Source organism: Cohnella baijiui, assembly GCF_020731285.1.
Classification (GTDB): domain Bacteria; phylum Bacillota; class Bacilli; order Paenibacillales; family Paenibacillaceae; genus Cohnella.
Window position 1 is genome coordinate 16,545 of record NZ_JAJFOW010000043.1, and the last position, 15,755, is coordinate 32,299.

Sequence of the window (15,755 nt, forward strand, 5' to 3'; positions counted from 1 at the left end):
AGCGAGGTGGACATGCCGCCCACCCCGTCCGATCCCATGCGTTTACTGAATGATGTCGTTGTCCGGATCTTGTACCTTTTTCTTCATCTCGTCGGTGACCGTGATGCCTTGGGCTTCGGCCGCCTTGAGGTTCAGGATGAGGTCGAGCTTTTCCTGCATGGTGACTTTGAGATCGCCGATGTTTTTGCCGTTCTTCAGCACTTCGACGGCCATCTGGCCGGCTTGGTAGCCGTGGTCGTAATATTTGAAGCCGACCGTCGCGAAGGCGCCGCGTTCCAGCGTGTCGCGGTCGCTCGAGAAGAACGGTAGCTTGTTGTCGTTCGCCACCTTAATGATCGAGTCGACGGCGCTGACGACGGTGTTGTCGAGCGTGATGAACAGCGCGTCGGCGCGTCCGACGAGAGACTCGGCCGCTTGCTTGACTTCGGAGGTGTTCGTGACCGGCGCCTTGACGAGCTTGATGTCGTGCTTGGCCAGCGCTTCCTCCGCCCGCTTCGTCATGACGACGGCATTCGGCTCGCCTTCATTCAGGACGACGCCGACCTTCTTCACGTTCGGAAAGTCGGAAGCGATGAAGTCCATCAGCTGCTCGATGGCCGCCGGATTCGTGTCGGAGGCGCCGGAGACGTTGCCGCCCGGCTTGTCCAGGTTCGTGACCAGCTTCGCGTCAAGCGGGTCCGTGACGGCGGCGAACAGCACCGGCTGGTCTTTGACCTTCTGAACGATGGCTTGCGCCGAAGGCGTCGCGATCGCGAGGATCAGGTCGTACTTGTCGGCAGCGATCGTCTGCGCGATCGTCTGGTTGTTGCTCGGGTCGTTTTGCGCGTTTTTGTAAACGACCTCCAGATTCTGCTTCTCGATGATGCCAGCATCCTTCAGCGCGGCCAGAAACCCTTCGCGCGTCGCGTCCAGCGACGGATGCTCGACGATTTGCGAGATCGCGATTTTGTAGTTCTTTTCGGCCGGGCTGGCGGGCACGCTAGCGCTTGCGCTTGCACTGGCGGACGGGCTCGCCGACGGACTGGCCGCGCCGTTGTCGCTCGGCTTGTTGCCGCAGCCGGCTACCGTCAGGATGGAAAGCGCAACCAATAATGGCGTCCACAATTTCCTTTTCATCTTCTTGCCCCTCTCTGAGATCGGAAACGACATATTTTTCTCAGTTTAAAGGTGTAACGACTGTTTAGTCAATTCATTCGTTTAAATTGCAACGCGTTAAAGCGAACCGTCACATCGGACAGCCCCGAACGGCTTCGCGGCAGGCCATTCGGTTGGGAACCCTCCCCAAGCGCGCCGACGCTCCGGGTTTCCTCCGCTCGCCTAGGATGCCCGGAAACGGAACTTTTACCGCATGATGGGAGAAGGGGGCGCTGACACCAAACCATCGTCGCCCCCCCTCGAGGCGGCACGGCACGCGCGCCGCTCCCGCCCCTCAATCCCAAGTCGACGGATTGGCGAAATTCCATGTCAGCTCCTGCTCTTTGCCGTTCGCCGTCCAGAAGTAATTGGTGACCGTCCTGTCCTGGAACGACGCCACGCCGAGATTGTGATCCCCGATATACCGGGAATTGTAGATGTCGTTGAGGCGCTGCCGAAAGAGCCGGCTCGGCTTCACTTCCTCCTTCGTCTTCTTTACGACGACCTTTCTCCCCTCGGCCAGGTCCCACTCCACGATCGAGAAGCCGCCGTTCTCCGTATCTCCCGTCAGCGTACGGCCGTCTTCCGTCAGGATCGTCGCCGTATCCGCCGTCGTCCAATTGGCCGGGATGCGGGTGAAGGTGTTGCTGGCGTAATTTTTCAGAGCGCTGCTCGTAAGCTGCAAAAACTTCGCCGCCCATAAGGGCTCATAGGTCGGCGAAGCGCCGGACGGCGTCTTGGGGAGCGTCGAACCCGAAGGCAGCCAACGCATCATCTTCCGGAGCGTCGGATCGTCGTATACGACGGTCTTCATCGTCGAAGTGAATGCGTAATGCACGTCCCCGGACAGGATGACCACGTCCCGGTCGGCCATCAGATTCAAAAACAGCAGGAGATGCTGCCGATTTGCCGACCAACTCTCCAAATCCAGAAAATAAGGACCCGCGACGGCGGAAACGGCGTTCTGCAAGTCCTCGATCATCTTGAAGCCGAATACCGGCGCCGCGGCGACGAGGACGAGCGGCCAGTTACGGTTCTGCCGCTTCAGCAGGGCGTCCAGCTTCTTTTTGGTAGCCGCCCACGATTCCGGACTTTTCAGGTAGGCTGGCGCGCCTTCGTCGCTTCCGCGCTGCCCGTCCTTCATGCCGCGCTGCGTGCGCGTATCGAGAAAATAGACCAGCGGATACGTCGGCGTGTGGAACTCCCAGTTCCGCATCGCCCAGAACAGATTTTCGGTACGTTCGTACTTCGCGTGACGATCCTTGATCCGATCGGCGATCACGTACACCTCTTGGTCGCTATACAGAGCCGGGTCGTTCCCGTAGCCCTGCGCCAGCCAGAAAGCCATCAGGCCGTTGGCGACGATCCGGCGCCCCAGCGGCGACGCGGCGACTTCCTTTTGCCACCTCGCGCACAGGTTCCAATCGTCGGTAATGTCGTGGTCGTCGAAAATCATATAAGTGGGGATGTTCGCCAGCAGCCGTCGTACATTGCCCAAGCCGTACGTAAACGAATAGAGCGCGCCGAACGGAGCCGCCCAATTGTTCACGTTCCACATCAAACCGTACATGGCCAAATACTCCGCGAACGTGACCAAGTGGTTGCCGCTTTCGCCCGACGTGAATTTGGCGTGCTTGGTGACGAAGTCCTTCCGCCCGCCGACGCCGGGCAAGATCGCGGAGATCGGGAGCTTTTCGCCGGCCGTGCCTTCGATTCGCTTGGCGAGCTGCAGAATCTCCTTCATCGCGACCGGATGCACATCGTCGGCGTAGATTTGATCGCCGCCCAGGCAGAGGATGGCCGGCCGCTTGTCGAGATCGCCGAAGTTGGCGGCGACAAGATCGTCGCCTTTCATCAGCGCATCCAAACGGCCGCCTTGCTCGTCGTGGATTTTTCGGCAGGAGCCGTACATGACGTTCAGTTTCTGACCCGGGCTTTGCAAGAAAAACGTAGGAAGCTTGCTTCGCTCGTAAGCCAGTCCCAACCCGTCGGTCTTGGCGATCGTCTCGAAGGGCTCGTAATCCGCCACTTCGTTCGCGTCCAGCACGCCGATGCTGTATTCGAGAAGCGTGCGGACCGGAAACGGCCGCCGCCCGTCGCTCGGCACGACCCTGCCAAAATAGAAGAACAAATTCGGCGAAACCTGGATAGGCACGGGCGTGTCGTCATGCCCGAGCCACGGCTCCCGGCCGTGTTCCCGGACGGAAAATTTCAGATTGATCGGCTTGAACGTGGCCAAGCAGATGACGACCAGATCCGGTTGCGCGCGACGCAGCAAGGGACCGATGAAAATATCCTTCGCCTTCATGCGATCACCGCCGCTCAGACCTGCCGGCCGGTCTTCGGATCGTAGGTCACCTCGACGGGGACGACCTGGTCGGTCGGAAGCACTTCGATCCACTGGTCGAAAACTTGGAAATGCCGCTCGGCATTGTTCGGATCGGGGTTCGGATCGTTCGGATTCACGCGGAATCCGCCCTTCAGCGGATAAAAGCCGTGCTCGAATACTTTTTCGATCGGGGTGGACAGGACCTTGTTGTCGTCGTTGATCTCCGCGGGCGGATAGGACTTGACCTGGTTGGACGCCTCCGACTTCTCCCGCACCTCCCGGCAAAGAAAATCGATGGCTTGCCTGATCGTCACCGCCGCGGACGGATCCAGTCCGAGCTTCACGCGGATGGCCGCCAGCTCCTCCTCCGGCGCGGCGTAGGTCGCGTCCAGCCCCTCGGAGCCTTCGACGTTGGCGTTTTGCAGCCAATTCAAGGCCGCCTGCTCCTTTCCGGGGCGAATCGGGATGACGGCCTTGACCCACGGCGCGTTCAGAAACGCATTGCGCAGGTTGTCGCCGTCCAACTGCAGCAGCCAGCCGAGCGAGCTGCCCATTGGCGCGGGAGCGGATTTTTCGGTAATGAGGTAATTGTCCTGCCGCACGACGCTGTCGCTCCAGGACACGATGCTGCCGTCCATCTGCGACTGGAGATCGGGGAGGTTGAGATGCGAATGGGCGCGGGGCTTCCACCATTCCGGCGCGACGAAATAGAGCATCTTGTCGATGTCGAAGATGGAGAGCAGCAGCTCCGAGAGGACGTGGCGGCTGCTGTCGCCGGCGGACTGGTATTGGAATCCGGTCATCAAGGAACGGACGAGCTGACGGTACACGACGATGCGCTCCTCCTCCCGCAGTTCTTCGAAGTTACGCTTGGCGATGCCGCGGGCAAGCTCGACGCGCTCCTTCGCCGATTTGATGTACGTCTCTTTCGTGATGCGGTCGTTTTCGGCGGTGGCCGCTTCTCCCTTCAGCTTTTTCGCTTGATTCGCGGCGGCGATTTCCGCCTTTTTGGCCGCAGTCGCCGTGCATTTCACGACCGTACCGACGGTAAAGTCGATCCGTTTGTCCCACTCGATGCCGCCAGGTCCCGTGATGACGCCGATCTCGATCTGTCCGTTCGGCGCGAAGCGGGCTCCGAACGCCCAGACGCCCGTGAAGTCTTCGCCGCTGCCGGAAATTTGCGCGGCCGCGAAGATGCCGCCCGCCTTGACGATCTCCATGCCTTCGGGGGCAGCGGGGGGATCCATCATCGCGACGGTGACGAAGCCGTATTTTCTCGAATCTCCGAAATTCCACACCGCGTTCGTTTTCAACGGGACGAACTGGTCCGCGGGAACGGGGATTTCCGTCTCATCCGGAACCGGGAGCAGATTGGCCGGCTGCGCGATATGGATGAGGTTGGCCAGGCCCAAATTGGTTCCGGGCTCGTCCACATACGCCTCCCAGCACAAATAAGTGCCGATGTCCTGCACCTGGACGCCCACCTGCCTCATCTTCCTGCGCAGCTCGTAGTTGATCAGCTTTTCCGTGGTGTTGGTCAAGACGTAGCGCTTGCTGGACGTGTCGGTCGTCTCCGTGATCGTTTTGAACGTCGACTTGAAGTTTTCCCGGATTTCGCTCGACAGCTTCTCGCTCTGCTGGCGCATTTTCTTGTGGGTCGTCTCCCGCGCCACCTGCTGGGTCTTGTCCATGTTCAGGCTGGCGGTGGCCGACGCGCTGCCCGTCCCCCAAGACTGATTCACCGTCGTCGTGATGCCCAGCTTCAGGTCGTCCTTATTGTCCTGCTTGACCGCCTCGCTGATTTCATCTTGATCCGTCGTGCTCGTTTCGGTTTTTTTCGACGTCTCCACGGACAGCTCGGTCGTCTTCTCGATGATCGTCTTGCGCGTGCTCACCTCGATCAATTCGACGGTGGCGCCCGGGCTCAGCCATACATGACCAGTCGGCGTTCCAAGGAAGGTGTCCAGCTCGAAAAAGTATTGACGATAGAGATGGACGATCCCGAGCGGGGACAACGAGACGTCCTTCACATCCTTTTTCGGGTCGAAGGTCAGATAGGGATCGTCGAAGTCGGCGTCCGTTTGGGAAAGGGCGTCGAAAAAGCCGGCTTTGGCATCCATTTTCAGATTGGCATAAAAAAGATCCAAAAGCTCGGCTACGCGATCGTTGTTGAACAGCTCCGAAAGCACGCCGGCGATGACGGCCTCGTTCTCGATCGCTTTCTTCGTCTCTTCCTTGCTCTGTTCCCGCAGGCGGTTCAACAACGCGGGATCGTTGCCGTTCTCTCTGCCGATCCGTTTGCAGGCATCTATGGAGGCTTGGTTGTACGTCTCCAATACTTGACGCTGCAAAATATCCCGGAGCACCTCCTCGCTGACGAACCTTTTCCACTCCTCGGCATTCCGGGGGATGCCTCCGAATTCGCTCAGCATCCGGCTCACCGCCCGAAGGACGATCGAATCGTGCGTCTTCAAGGTTGGCCCCGCGAATCCTGCCGGCCTGAGATTCGGCGCTGAGACGTAGCAATCCTGATTGATGTCGATGGGTGTGGCGTTGGCCAAGTATCGCTGCAGCCGGGGCAGCAAGGCGCTTCGTTCGAACTTCAGATTGGCGTGGATTTTGTCGAGCTTGCGTTTCGACTTCCAGCCGATGAGGGACTGGTGAACCCCGAACAGTTCGCTGGCGTAAGGCAGGACGGATTGATACTGAACGAGATCGGTAATTCGCTTCACATTTGTCATCTGACGCTTCTCCCATCGTTCTGAATTTTGTTCGTCCTAGCGGGCGTGCAAAATCGAGCGCAGATCGGCCTGACAGGTTGTGAGCATGGCGGTGGCGGTCATCGAGCGGGATGATGCAAGGAGGCGATGGTGCCGCGTTGGCGAAATGGGGGAGGTTCTTTCCAGAGTTGTTGCTGGGAGCATTCGAGGAGACATCCGCAATATCCTGCACGAAGCGACGGCCGCAGGCGAAAAGCGACCCAAAGGCCTAGACGAAATAAAACCAAACGCCTAAGGAACGCATACGTCCCGGGCGTTTGGTTGGGGAAGGCGGGTATTCGATGGTCTATTCCCTTGCCGGCTCGATCCGAAAGCGGCCTTCCTCACCCGGCGCGGGCTCGATCTTCCAGCCGTAGGACAACACCGACGCGAGCCGATCGCGCTCGGCGGGCGACAGGTCGGCCGTCACCGATTCGCGTCCGGGATCTCGCACGACCTCGGGCTCTTGGCCGAGCACGACGAAGATCCAGCTGCGGATGCCGCCGATCGTATTGTACTTGATTTGGTACCCTTGCCTGACCGCCGCTTCGAAAACATCCGGCTCGCGATTCGCCCAAGCCGTCAAATCGCCGTATTCGAAGTGAAAGTCGCTCTCGTCCGACGGCGTCTCGCCGCTCCGCACGCGGCGGATCAGCTCGTCGTCCGACCAGCCGAGCGCACGCAGAGACTCGACCAGCAACGCGTCCCATTGGGACAACTTCACCTTCGCCTCTTGGGATGATGCCGTCATGCGCGTTCCTCCTCCTTGTTGCTCCGTTTGTTTAAGGCGAGGCGTCCCATCGCCTGTCCGGCCCGTCCGCCATTACTCCGGCAGCGCCGCATAGTGCCCCGGCGCCATCTCGCGCAAAGGGGGCCGTTCGGCGTCCTCCGGCTCGCCCGTCCAAACGATGCGCGCGTTCGCCGCGCGCGGATCCGGAATCGGGATCGCCGACAGCAGCGCCTTGGTGTACGGATGCAGCGGATTGTCGTACAGCTCGTCGCTATCCGCCACCTCGACCAGCCGACCGCGGTACATGACGCCGATCCGGTCCGAAATATGCCGGACCATGGACAGGTCGTGCGCGACGAAGAGGTACGTCAGGCCGAATTCGGCCTGCAGATCCTCCAGCATGTTCACGACCTGCGCCTGTACCGAGACGTCGAGCGCGGAGATCGGCTCGTCGCAGACGACGAAGTCCGGACGGACCGAGAGCGCCCGCGCGATCGAGATCCGCTGCCGCTGTCCGCCGCTGAACTCATGCGGATAGCGGTACAGGTGCTCTCGCTTCAGGCCGACGCGCTCGAGCAGCGCCGCGACCGCCTCCTTCCGTTCCTCGCCCGGGTACAGCCCGTGGATGTTCATCGGCTCGCCGATCAGATCCAGCACGTTCATCCCGGGATTCAGCGACGAGTACGGATCTTGGAAGATGGACTGGATGCGGCGGCGAAACGGCTTCAGCGCCTTTTCCCCGAGCTTCGTCAGGTCGTGGCCGTCGAATCGCACCTCACCGTCCGTATAGTCGTACAGCCGCAGAAGGCAGCGACCGACCGTCGACTTGCCGCTGCCGGACTCGCCGACGAGTCCGAACGTCTCGCCCCGACGAATCTGAAAGCTGACGCCGTCTACGGCTTTCAGCACTTCGGTCGTGCGGCCCCAGACGTTTTTGCCTTTGGAAAAATGCTTTTTCAAATTGCGCACGTCGACCAACACATTGCGTTCCGCCGTCTCAGACATCGGTATTCCCCTCTCCTGCACCGACTTCTTCCACGGTCGGATGATCCTTCTCCGCCAGCCAGCAGAGCGAGCGGTGGCCCGGGCCGATATGAAACATCGGAGGCAGCTCCTTGCATTTGTCCATCGCATGCGGGCAGCGCGTGATGAACGGGCAGCCCGGCGGCGGATCGAGCAGATCGGGCGGCGTGCCCTCGATCGGGACGAGCCGCTCGCGCGTGCCGCCGCCCCGCTTGGGCACCGAGCGCAGCAAACCGATCGTGTACGGATGCTGCGGGCGGTAGAACAGATCCTCTACCGGCGCCTCCTCCATGATCATGCCCCCGTACATGACGATGACGCGCGTGCATACTTGCGCGACGACGCCCAGGTCATGCGTGATCAGGATGACGGCCGTATCGGGATTGTCCTTGAGCCGCTTGAACAGCTCGAGAATCTGCGCCTGGATCGTCACGTCGAGCGCGGTCGTCGGCTCGTCCGCGATGAGCAGCTCCGGCTGGCACGAGAGCGCCATCGCGATCATGACCCGCTGGCGCATCCCGCCGCTGAATTCGTGGGGGTACTGGCCGATCCGCCGCTCGGGATCGGAGATGCCGACTTCGCGCAGCAGACGGATCGCCTCCTGCTTCGCGGCTTCCTGCCCGAGGCCGCGATGCCGGCGGATGACCTCGATCATCTGCTGCCCGATCTTCTTGACCGGATTAAGCGAGGTCATCGGATCCTGGAACACCATCGCGATCTGGTTACCGCGAATTTTGCGCCATTTGCGTTCCGGCAGCTCGTTCAGCAATTCCCCGCGAAACTCGATCTCTCCCCCGATCAGCTCGCCCGGAGGCTGGATCAAGGACATGATCGCCCGGGCCGTCACGCTTTTGCCGCTGCCGGACTCCCCGACGATGCCGACGGTCTCGCCGGCATCGATATGGAAGCTGACGCCGCGGACCGCCTGATTGTCCCCGTCCCGCGTGTGGAACGATACGCGCAGGTCGCGGGCGGTCAATAGCCGTTCTGTCATGTCGTCTTCCCTCCTGTCAGTGCCGCGGTTCGTCCGCCGACTACCTGCGTCCGAGCTTCGGCTCGAAGCCCACGCGCAGAATATCGCCCAAAATGTTGAAGCTTAATACCGTTAACAAGATCAAAAGGCCGGGGAACAGCGCGAGATGCGGCGCGTAGGCGACGTAGCCCTGCGCGTTGTTCAGCATGCTGCCCCACGTGGCGTTCGGCGGCTGGACGCCGAAGCCCAAAAAGCTGAGCGAGGATTCCATCATGATCGCGGAAGCGACGTTGTTCGTCGCGCCCACGATGATGACGGGCACCAGGTTCGGCAGAATATGCTTCGCAATGATGCCGAGGGAGCTCTGCCCCGACGCCTTGGCGTACAGGACGTATTCCCGCGTCTTCAGCGTCATCGTTTCCGCCCGGACGATCCGGGCGATGTTCATCCACATGAGCAAGGCGATGATGACGATGATGTTGCCCACGCTCGGATTCAAAAAGACGCTCAGCAGCAGCAGTACGAGGAAGGACGGAATCGACAGGAACACTTCCAGGATGCGCATCAGCAGGTTGTCGAGACGTCCGCCGAAGTAGCCGCTGGCGACGCCGATCGCGACGCCGATGCCGGTCGCGAGAATCATGGAGGCGAAGCCCACGAGCAGGGAGACCCGCCCGCCGTACAATGCACGCGTGAAGTAATCGCGCCCGTAATCGTCCGTGCCGAACCAGTGCGCCGCGTTCGGCGACTGCAGCTTCGCGGTCGCGTCGAGCTGGTTCGGATCGATCGGCGACAGGAAGGCGAAGATGGCGCTGAGGGTAAACACCGCCAGGATGACGATCGCGACGATGCCGAACTTGTTCGCCCCGAGCTCCGCGCGGAGATTTTGCCATCTGGTGCGGTTCATGAAGACACCTCCCCCGACTTGATCCGCGGATCCGCGACGCCGTACAAAATATCCGCGAGCAGATTGCCCACGATGAGCAGGATGGCGGAAAACAGCGTGATGCCCATGATGACCGGATAATCCATCCCGCGCACGGCCGTCATGCCGAGCGAGCCGATGCCCGGCCAGGAGAACACCGTCTCCGTGACGAGCGCGCCGGTGACGAGGTCGCCCATCGACATGCCGAGCAGCGTAATGATCGGCAGCAGGACGTGCTTCATGACGTGGCGGAAGAGCACCGTCGACTTTTTCGAGCCGAAGGCGTACTGGATCTGGACGTATTCTTCCTTGAATTGTCCGATCGTCCCGGAGCGAATGTACCGGACATAGCTCGCCAAAAACCCGATCGTCAGTACCGCGCACGGCAGGATGCCGTGCTTCACGACGTCGAGCGCGGACTCCTTGCCGATCGTCCGCATCCCCATGCTGGGGAGCCAGTGCAGCTTGATCGCGAACAAATAAATAAACAGGATGGCGAGCCAAAACAGCGGCACCGAAATGCCGATGTAGGCGATCAGATTGATGAGCTTGTCGATCCAGCGATTGCGGTTCGCCCCGGCGACCAGGCCGAGCGGAATCGCGAGCAGAACCGCGAGCCCGATCGAGATGCCCATAAGGCCCGCGGTTGCGGGCAGACGGGCCAGAATCTGATCGAGCACCGGCTGATGATTCACGAGCGAGTAGCCCAGGTTGCCCTTGAGGCACTCTTTGAGCCATAGCAGGTATTGAATATAGGCGGGCTTATCCAGGCCCAGGTTGTGCCGGATGCGCTCGATGTCCTCGGCGTGCATGTTCGGCGTGACGAACGAGAGCACCGGGTCTCCCGGCGCCAGCTTGATCATCCCGAAGCACACGACCGAAACGACGAACAGCAGCGGGATCGCCTGAAGAAGCCGTTTGACGATGAGTTGTCTCATGCGATTCGTTTCTCCCCGGTGGTAGTAACCTGCAAAAAAGGGCTTCGCGCCGGCTCCCGCCCGGCTCCTTCATGGAGTACGGAGCGGAGGGCGCTGGCGCGAAACCTCCTCGCGAACGCGGCTGGACAAGTAAAAACCGGCTTCGCCGTCCTCAGATGAGGGCGAGACGTTTTTATCGAAGACCATTTTGAAATGGATAAGCGTGAAACTTATCCATTCTATATGGTGCAAAAAAATAAGCTGAACGTTCCAGCTTATTTTTTCGCCGTACGCGTTATTTCAAATAGATCTTGGACGGATCTTCGAAGATGACGACCGGCTTCAGCACGGCTTCTTCCAGGCCGCCGTAACGCTTGTCGACCGCGACGATCGTCTTCGTGTAGGCGATCGGGTACATGACCGCGTCGCTCGCGATCGTCTCTTGCAGTTTCTTGTAGGCTTCGCCGCGCTTCGTCTCGTCCGCTTCGCTCGCGCCTTCGTTAAACAGCGCGTCGACTTCCTTGTTCGAGTAGCGGGAGTAGTTCGAATTGCTGCCCGTCGCGAACAGGATGCGGTAAGCGTCGGGATCGTAGCCCATGATGTAGCCGGCAAGCGCCAGCTCGTAGTCTTTGGACTTCAGGTCCACGAACTTTTGGCCGTAAGCCGAGGCGTCCATGTTTTTCAGCTCGACCGTGATGCCGACGGCTTTGAGCTTTTGCTGCACGTACAGGGAGACGGCTTCCTGCGCCTTGTTGCCGCTGGAGACGATGAAGCGCAGCTTCAGGTTCTTCACGCCTGCAGCGTCGAGCAGCTCCTTCGCTTTGGCAACGTCATTGTCGTAAGAAGTGACGTCGTTCGTGTGGAACAGGCCGTCCGGGGTGACGAACGACTTGGCCGGGTCGGCGTATTCGCTCGACGTGTACGTCGTCTGGATCAGCTCGTCGCGGCTCAGCGCGTAGGAGATCGCCTGACGCACTTCCTTCTTGGCGATGGCGCCGGTGTCGCTGTCTTCGTTGAACAGCAGGTAGGCGAGGCGGCCTTCGCTATACGGCAAGATCTCGAAGTTGTTCGTCGCCTGGATCGTCGCGACGTCCTGCGGATCGAGATACTTGACGTTGATCTCGCCGTTTTGCAGCGCGAGGTTCGCGGCGTTCGTGTCCTTGGCGATGCGATACGTGATCGAATCCAGGTGCGGCTTGCCGCCGAAATAGTTGTCGAAGCGCTCGAGCGTCACGTACTCGCCAGACTTGTACTCCTTGAACTTGAACGGGCCGGAACCGATCGGCGCGTTGTTCTTCGAGCTCTTCTCGATGTCCCCTTCATTCTCGAAGACGTGCTTCGGAATCGGAGTGAGCTGGACGAGCGTCGCCTCGAAGGCCGGGCTGACTTGGGGCAGCTTGAAGTCGACCGTCGTGTCGTCGACCTTGACCGCCTGAACCGGCTTGCCCCCGATGATGAGGTTCTCGCGGAACATGCTGTTCTGCTTCTCGTCGAGGATCTTGTCGATCGTGAACACGACGTCGTCCGCCGTCAGCGGCTGGCCGTCGTGCCAGGTGAGGCCGCTCTTCAGCTTGAGCGTATAGGTCAGATTGTCGGCCGAAGGCGTCAGGCTGTCCGCCAGATAGAACGTCTTCTTGCCGTTATTCACTTGGAAAAGCGGCGCGTACAGCGCTTGGTCGATCGTCAGGCTGACGCGGTCGCCCGCGTAGTTCGGGTTTAGAATGACGGGATCCGCGCCGACGGCGATGATCAGGTTGCCTCCGTCTTTGGGCTGGCCGCTCTCTGCGGGTTGGGAAGCGCTGGGCTCGCCCGTGCCGGGCGAAGGAGACGCATTGTTGTTGCCCCCGGAGCAGGCGCTGATCAATACGCTCAACAGCAATAGAGCCAGTACAGCAGATATACCTTTACGCATGGTTCTTCCATCCTCCATATCTGTCTAACACGCATGGTGTAGATTTGAATCTTTTTAAACATTATATATCGGATTAGTCGGAATTACAATCGGTGGCCCAAAAACGATTTTCCTCTGTCGGACGCGAATGGGCGACTCCGTTGCTCGCCTTCAGTATGCGCAATCTTCTCCTGATTATGGGTCGTTTGCTTCGGGTTTGCGTTTTCGCCATGATTCGCTATTATACGACTTTTTGCCGGGAAGGCAAGTTTTGCGGCCATGCCCCGAATGGCAAAAGGCAGCGGGCCTCGGCCGACTGCCTTCTTTCTGATCAATGGCACCTTCGATCGGCTGCGTGCGGGCGATTTCCGACATGCCTAGGAGGAAGATCCTGAAAAGCCCCCATCCGGGGATTAACCGGAAATCCAGCTCATAACCGAAATCGGTGCTTGTCCAGAGGAATGGATGGGAGTGCGTATAAGCGGGCGAAAATGCTTACGGTTGTGAGCGACGCTATTTAGGTAAAAATGGGGTTTGCAAAATGTAACGGTTACCAGCAGGCCTATTTCCCGTTTTTTCGTAGGCAGAGGGGCTGTTTCGTCCAAATAAGCGCGCATGCAACCGTTAGAAAAGAAACCTCCGTTTTTGGGGCCGATTAAGCGCTAGGACAACCGTTACGTAGCCATGTTCCAAACCGATCGCTCGTTCGAGGCTAACCCGTTAGTCAAGCGCCGAATTCAGGTCGAGCCGGAAATTCTCCAGCTTGAACGGACGAGATGACTCCATGACCGCGCTGTTATGCATTGATGCCATCCTTGTATGCGCGCCCGTCTTCGCCCGGCAGCAAAAGCTCTACGGTCGTCCCTTTGCCTACTTCGCTGCGGACCGCGAGTCGGCCCTGATGGGTGTCCAAGATCTGCCGGACGATCATAAAGCCGAGGCCGTTGCCGTTCGGCCTGGTCGTGCGAAACGGCTCGCCGAGCCGCTGCAGCGCCTCCGCCGTCATCCCTTCGCCGTCGTCCGCGATTCGGATGCGCTGGCAGCCGTCCGCCTCGTCCGCGACGATCGCGATCTCGCCGCCCGCGGGCAGCGCCTCCATCGCGTTCATGAGCAGATTGAGGATCGCTTGCTTGATCTGGTTGCGGTCGCAGCGGATCGTCATGTCGCGAACGAGCTCCCGCCGGATGACGATCCCGTTCATAGCCGCCTGGATCTCGAAGATGCTGAGCACCTCCTGCAGGATCGGCAAACAACGCTCTTCGCGGAAACGCGCGGCCTGCGGCTTGCCGAGAAGCATAAACTCGCCCACGATCAAGTTCATCCGCTCCAGCTCCGACATGATCAGCTCGTAGTGCCGCGGCGGATGGGCATCCCGCCCGGCCAACTGGAGCATGCCCTTGACGATCGTGAGCGGATTGCGGATCTCGTGCGCGATGCCGACCGCCACCTGGCCGGCGAACACCAGCTTCTCCGTGTTGCGAAGCAGCTCCTCCGTCGACTTCATTTCCGTGATGTCGCGCAGGCTGCCGACGACGCGCGCGAGCACGCCCCCCTTGTCGTAGATCGGGATCGCATCCAGCAGGTAGTGCCGCAGCGCGCCGCGGACCGTCAGAGCGAGCTCCGCGCCAACGCACGCCTCGCGCCCTTCGACGACCTGCCGGAATCGCGGTCCGATCTCCCGCAGCCCGAATACGCTGTCTCCGGGCTGCGCGCCCGCGGACCCGGCTTCCGGAGCGAGCACCTCCCGGATGCGGGCGTTCATCTCTACGATGACGCCGGCCGCGTCCGCGACGAGGACGCCGTAATGCTTCGTCTCGAGCAGCGCTTGGTATAGGATCTGCAGCTGGGTGTTCTGCCGGCGCAGCCGCAGCTCCCGCTCCACCGAATCGGTCATCGTGCAGAGCAGCGCGAGCAGGTGCGGGTGTGCGACGGAAACGTCCGTCATGAAGGCGAGCGTGCTGCGGATGCGGCCGGTCCGCTCGTCGAAGATCGGCGCGGCGTAGCAGGCGACGCGATGCAGCGCGCGGTGGTAGTGATCCTCCCCGCTCAACCGGACCGGCTGCCCGAGACGCAAGCAAAGCGTAAGCGCGTTGACGCCCATCTCTTCGTCGAAGCGCACGCCCTCCGCGATGCCCAGCGTCTTCACCGTCTCGATGATCGACCCATCCCCCTTGAAGGCCAGCACGTGTCCTTCGCCATCCGAGATGAGGATGGCGATCGGATCGCCGGGCACCAAGGAGAGGAAGCGTTCCGAAAAGAAGGCGATCACCTCGAGCAGCTCCTCATATTCCTTCAGTCGATCTTTCAGCTTTTTCCCTGTCAGCGCCTCCCGGAACGCGGGGAGCCGATCGGGATCCATGCCCCGCAGCGCGCTTTCGCGATGCATCCGGGCTATCGTCGTCTCGATCATCTCAGTACCGTTTTACCCTTTCGTCGTGAAAACAAGCTCCTCTATCATTCGCCTCCTGTGGCCGACTCTCCTTCCTCTAGGACAAAAGGAATTTCCCGCACGGGCCTTTTTACCCAGAAGGACCGAAGGTCGGCCTACTTGGCCGACCCCCGTTTTCGGTAAAACAGGTTGATGAGCTCGTCCAGTTCCATCGAGTAGCGCAAGCACCCCCCGTCGGACAGTCCGTGCCTGTCGGCATGCAGATTAAGCTGCTGGCGCTTGGCCTGTATCGCCCGCTTGAGCTCGGAGAGCTTGTCGGCCGCTGCCCGCCCCCCGGTTCCGGAACGCAGTCGCCCGAGCCGATCCACCCATAGGCGGCCGGCGGACCGCGGCAGCGGCGCGTCCGGCGCGGCCCGCCCCGTCAACGAGGCGAATCGGCTGTCGGGGGATGAGGCTTCGTGGAGATCGAGGCGGCCATCCATCCATTCGGCAACGTCGGGGGTGAGACCCCGTCTGCGTAATAGCATGCGATATCCGCTCCTTCGTCTCGTAGTGTGCGGCGAGGAACGAGCTGGAATATCGGGGCGGATGCCCCGGAGGCGGCTGCGGCCATTGATCGGCAGCCTGGCGGTGACGGCGCTCGAAGAGGCGGACGAGCATACGGGGCGGCACCAGCTGGCAAGCC

Annotated in this window: 11 protein-coding genes; all 11 read right to left on the bottom strand. The window is 60.7% G+C overall.

The window, feature by feature from the left end:
• Positions 1-42: 42 nt before the first annotated feature.
• Complete coding sequence (locus tag LKX83_RS26770) at positions 43-1,116, bottom strand: ABC transporter substrate-binding protein (protein WP_227885904.1); 1,074 nt, start codon at positions 1,114-1,116, stop codon at positions 43-45.
• A gap of 313 nt (positions 1,117-1,429) precedes the next feature.
• A complete protein-coding gene (locus tag LKX83_RS26775) occupies positions 1,430-3,442 on the bottom strand; it encodes a metallophosphoesterase family protein (RefSeq protein ID WP_227885905.1) in 2,013 nt (670 codons plus the stop codon).
• 14 nt (positions 3,443-3,456) lie between these two features.
• Complete coding sequence (locus LKX83_RS26780) at positions 3,457-6,204, bottom strand: peptidoglycan-binding protein (protein ID WP_227885906.1); 2,748 nt, start codon at positions 6,202-6,204, stop codon at positions 3,457-3,459.
• Between the two features lie 325 nt (positions 6,205-6,529).
• Positions 6,530-6,973, bottom strand: coding sequence for a hypothetical protein (locus tag LKX83_RS26785; protein WP_227885907.1), 444 nt, complete (start codon positions 6,971-6,973; stop codon positions 6,530-6,532).
• 72 nt (positions 6,974-7,045) lie between these two features.
• Positions 7,046-7,957 carry an ABC transporter ATP-binding protein gene (locus LKX83_RS26790; RefSeq protein ID WP_227885908.1) on the bottom strand — a complete coding sequence of 304 codons (912 nt, stop codon included), beginning with the start codon at positions 7,955-7,957 and terminating at the stop codon, positions 7,046-7,048.
• A complete protein-coding gene (locus LKX83_RS26795) occupies positions 7,950-8,969 on the bottom strand; it encodes an ABC transporter ATP-binding protein (protein WP_227885909.1) in 1,020 nt (339 codons plus the stop codon). The genes LKX83_RS26790 and LKX83_RS26795 overlap by 8 nt, the downstream gene beginning before the upstream one ends.
• Before the next feature lie 40 nt (positions 8,970-9,009).
• Complete coding sequence (locus tag LKX83_RS26800) at positions 9,010-9,855, bottom strand: ABC transporter permease (protein WP_227885910.1); 846 nt, start codon at positions 9,853-9,855, stop codon at positions 9,010-9,012.
• Positions 9,852-10,811 carry an ABC transporter permease gene (locus LKX83_RS26805; RefSeq protein WP_227885911.1) on the bottom strand — a complete coding sequence of 320 codons (960 nt, stop codon included), beginning with the start codon at positions 10,809-10,811 and terminating at the stop codon, positions 9,852-9,854. The genes LKX83_RS26800 and LKX83_RS26805 overlap by 4 nt, the downstream gene beginning before the upstream one ends.
• Before the next feature lie 274 nt (positions 10,812-11,085).
• Positions 11,086-12,702 (bottom strand): ABC transporter substrate-binding protein, encoded by a 1,617-nt coding sequence (locus tag LKX83_RS26810; RefSeq protein ID WP_227885912.1) that lies wholly within the window; start codon positions 12,700-12,702, stop codon positions 11,086-11,088.
• 775 nt (positions 12,703-13,477) lie between these two features.
• Positions 13,478-15,091, bottom strand: a complete 1,614-nt coding sequence (locus tag LKX83_RS26815; protein WP_227885913.1) for an ATP-binding protein — start codon at positions 15,089-15,091, stop codon at positions 13,478-13,480.
• Between the two features lie 134 nt (positions 15,092-15,225).
• Positions 15,226-15,597 carry an aspartyl-phosphate phosphatase Spo0E family protein gene (locus LKX83_RS26820; protein ID WP_227885914.1) on the bottom strand — a complete coding sequence of 124 codons (372 nt, stop codon included), beginning with the start codon at positions 15,595-15,597 and terminating at the stop codon, positions 15,226-15,228.
• Positions 15,598-15,755: the final 158 nt, after the last annotated feature.

Bases quoted from the DNA above. Each gene is read 5' to 3' on its own strand.
- LKX83_RS26810 (WP_227885912.1), bottom strand. From the start codon at position 12,702: ATGCGTAAAGGTATATCTGCTGTACTGGCTCTATTGCTGTTGAGCGTA.
- LKX83_RS26820 (WP_227885914.1), bottom strand. From the start codon at position 15,597: ATGCTATTACGCAGACGGGGTCTCACCCCCGACGTTGCCGAATGGATG.
- LKX83_RS26780 (WP_227885906.1), bottom strand. From the start codon at position 6,204: ATGACAAATGTGAAGCGAATTACCGATCTCGTTCAGTATCAATCCGTC.
- LKX83_RS26805 (WP_227885911.1), bottom strand. From the start codon at position 10,811: ATGAGACAACTCATCGTCAAACGGCTTCTTCAGGCGATCCCGCTGCTG.
- LKX83_RS26795 (WP_227885909.1), bottom strand. From the start codon at position 8,969: ATGACAGAACGGCTATTGACCGCCCGCGACCTGCGCGTATCGTTCCAC.
- LKX83_RS26770 (WP_227885904.1), bottom strand. From the start codon at position 1,116: ATGAAAAGGAAATTGTGGACGCCATTATTGGTTGCGCTTTCCATCCTG.
- LKX83_RS26785 (WP_227885907.1), bottom strand. From the start codon at position 6,973: ATGACGGCATCATCCCAAGAGGCGAAGGTGAAGTTGTCCCAATGGGAC.
- LKX83_RS26775 (WP_227885905.1), bottom strand. From the start codon at position 3,442: ATGAAGGCGAAGGATATTTTCATCGGTCCCTTGCTGCGTCGCGCGCAA.
- LKX83_RS26790 (WP_227885908.1), bottom strand. From the start codon at position 7,957: ATGTCTGAGACGGCGGAACGCAATGTGTTGGTCGACGTGCGCAATTTG.
- LKX83_RS26800 (WP_227885910.1), bottom strand. From the start codon at position 9,855: ATGAACCGCACCAGATGGCAAAATCTCCGCGCGGAGCTCGGGGCGAAC.
- LKX83_RS26815 (WP_227885913.1), bottom strand. From the start codon at position 15,091: ATGATCGAGACGACGATAGCCCGGATGCATCGCGAAAGCGCGCTGCGG.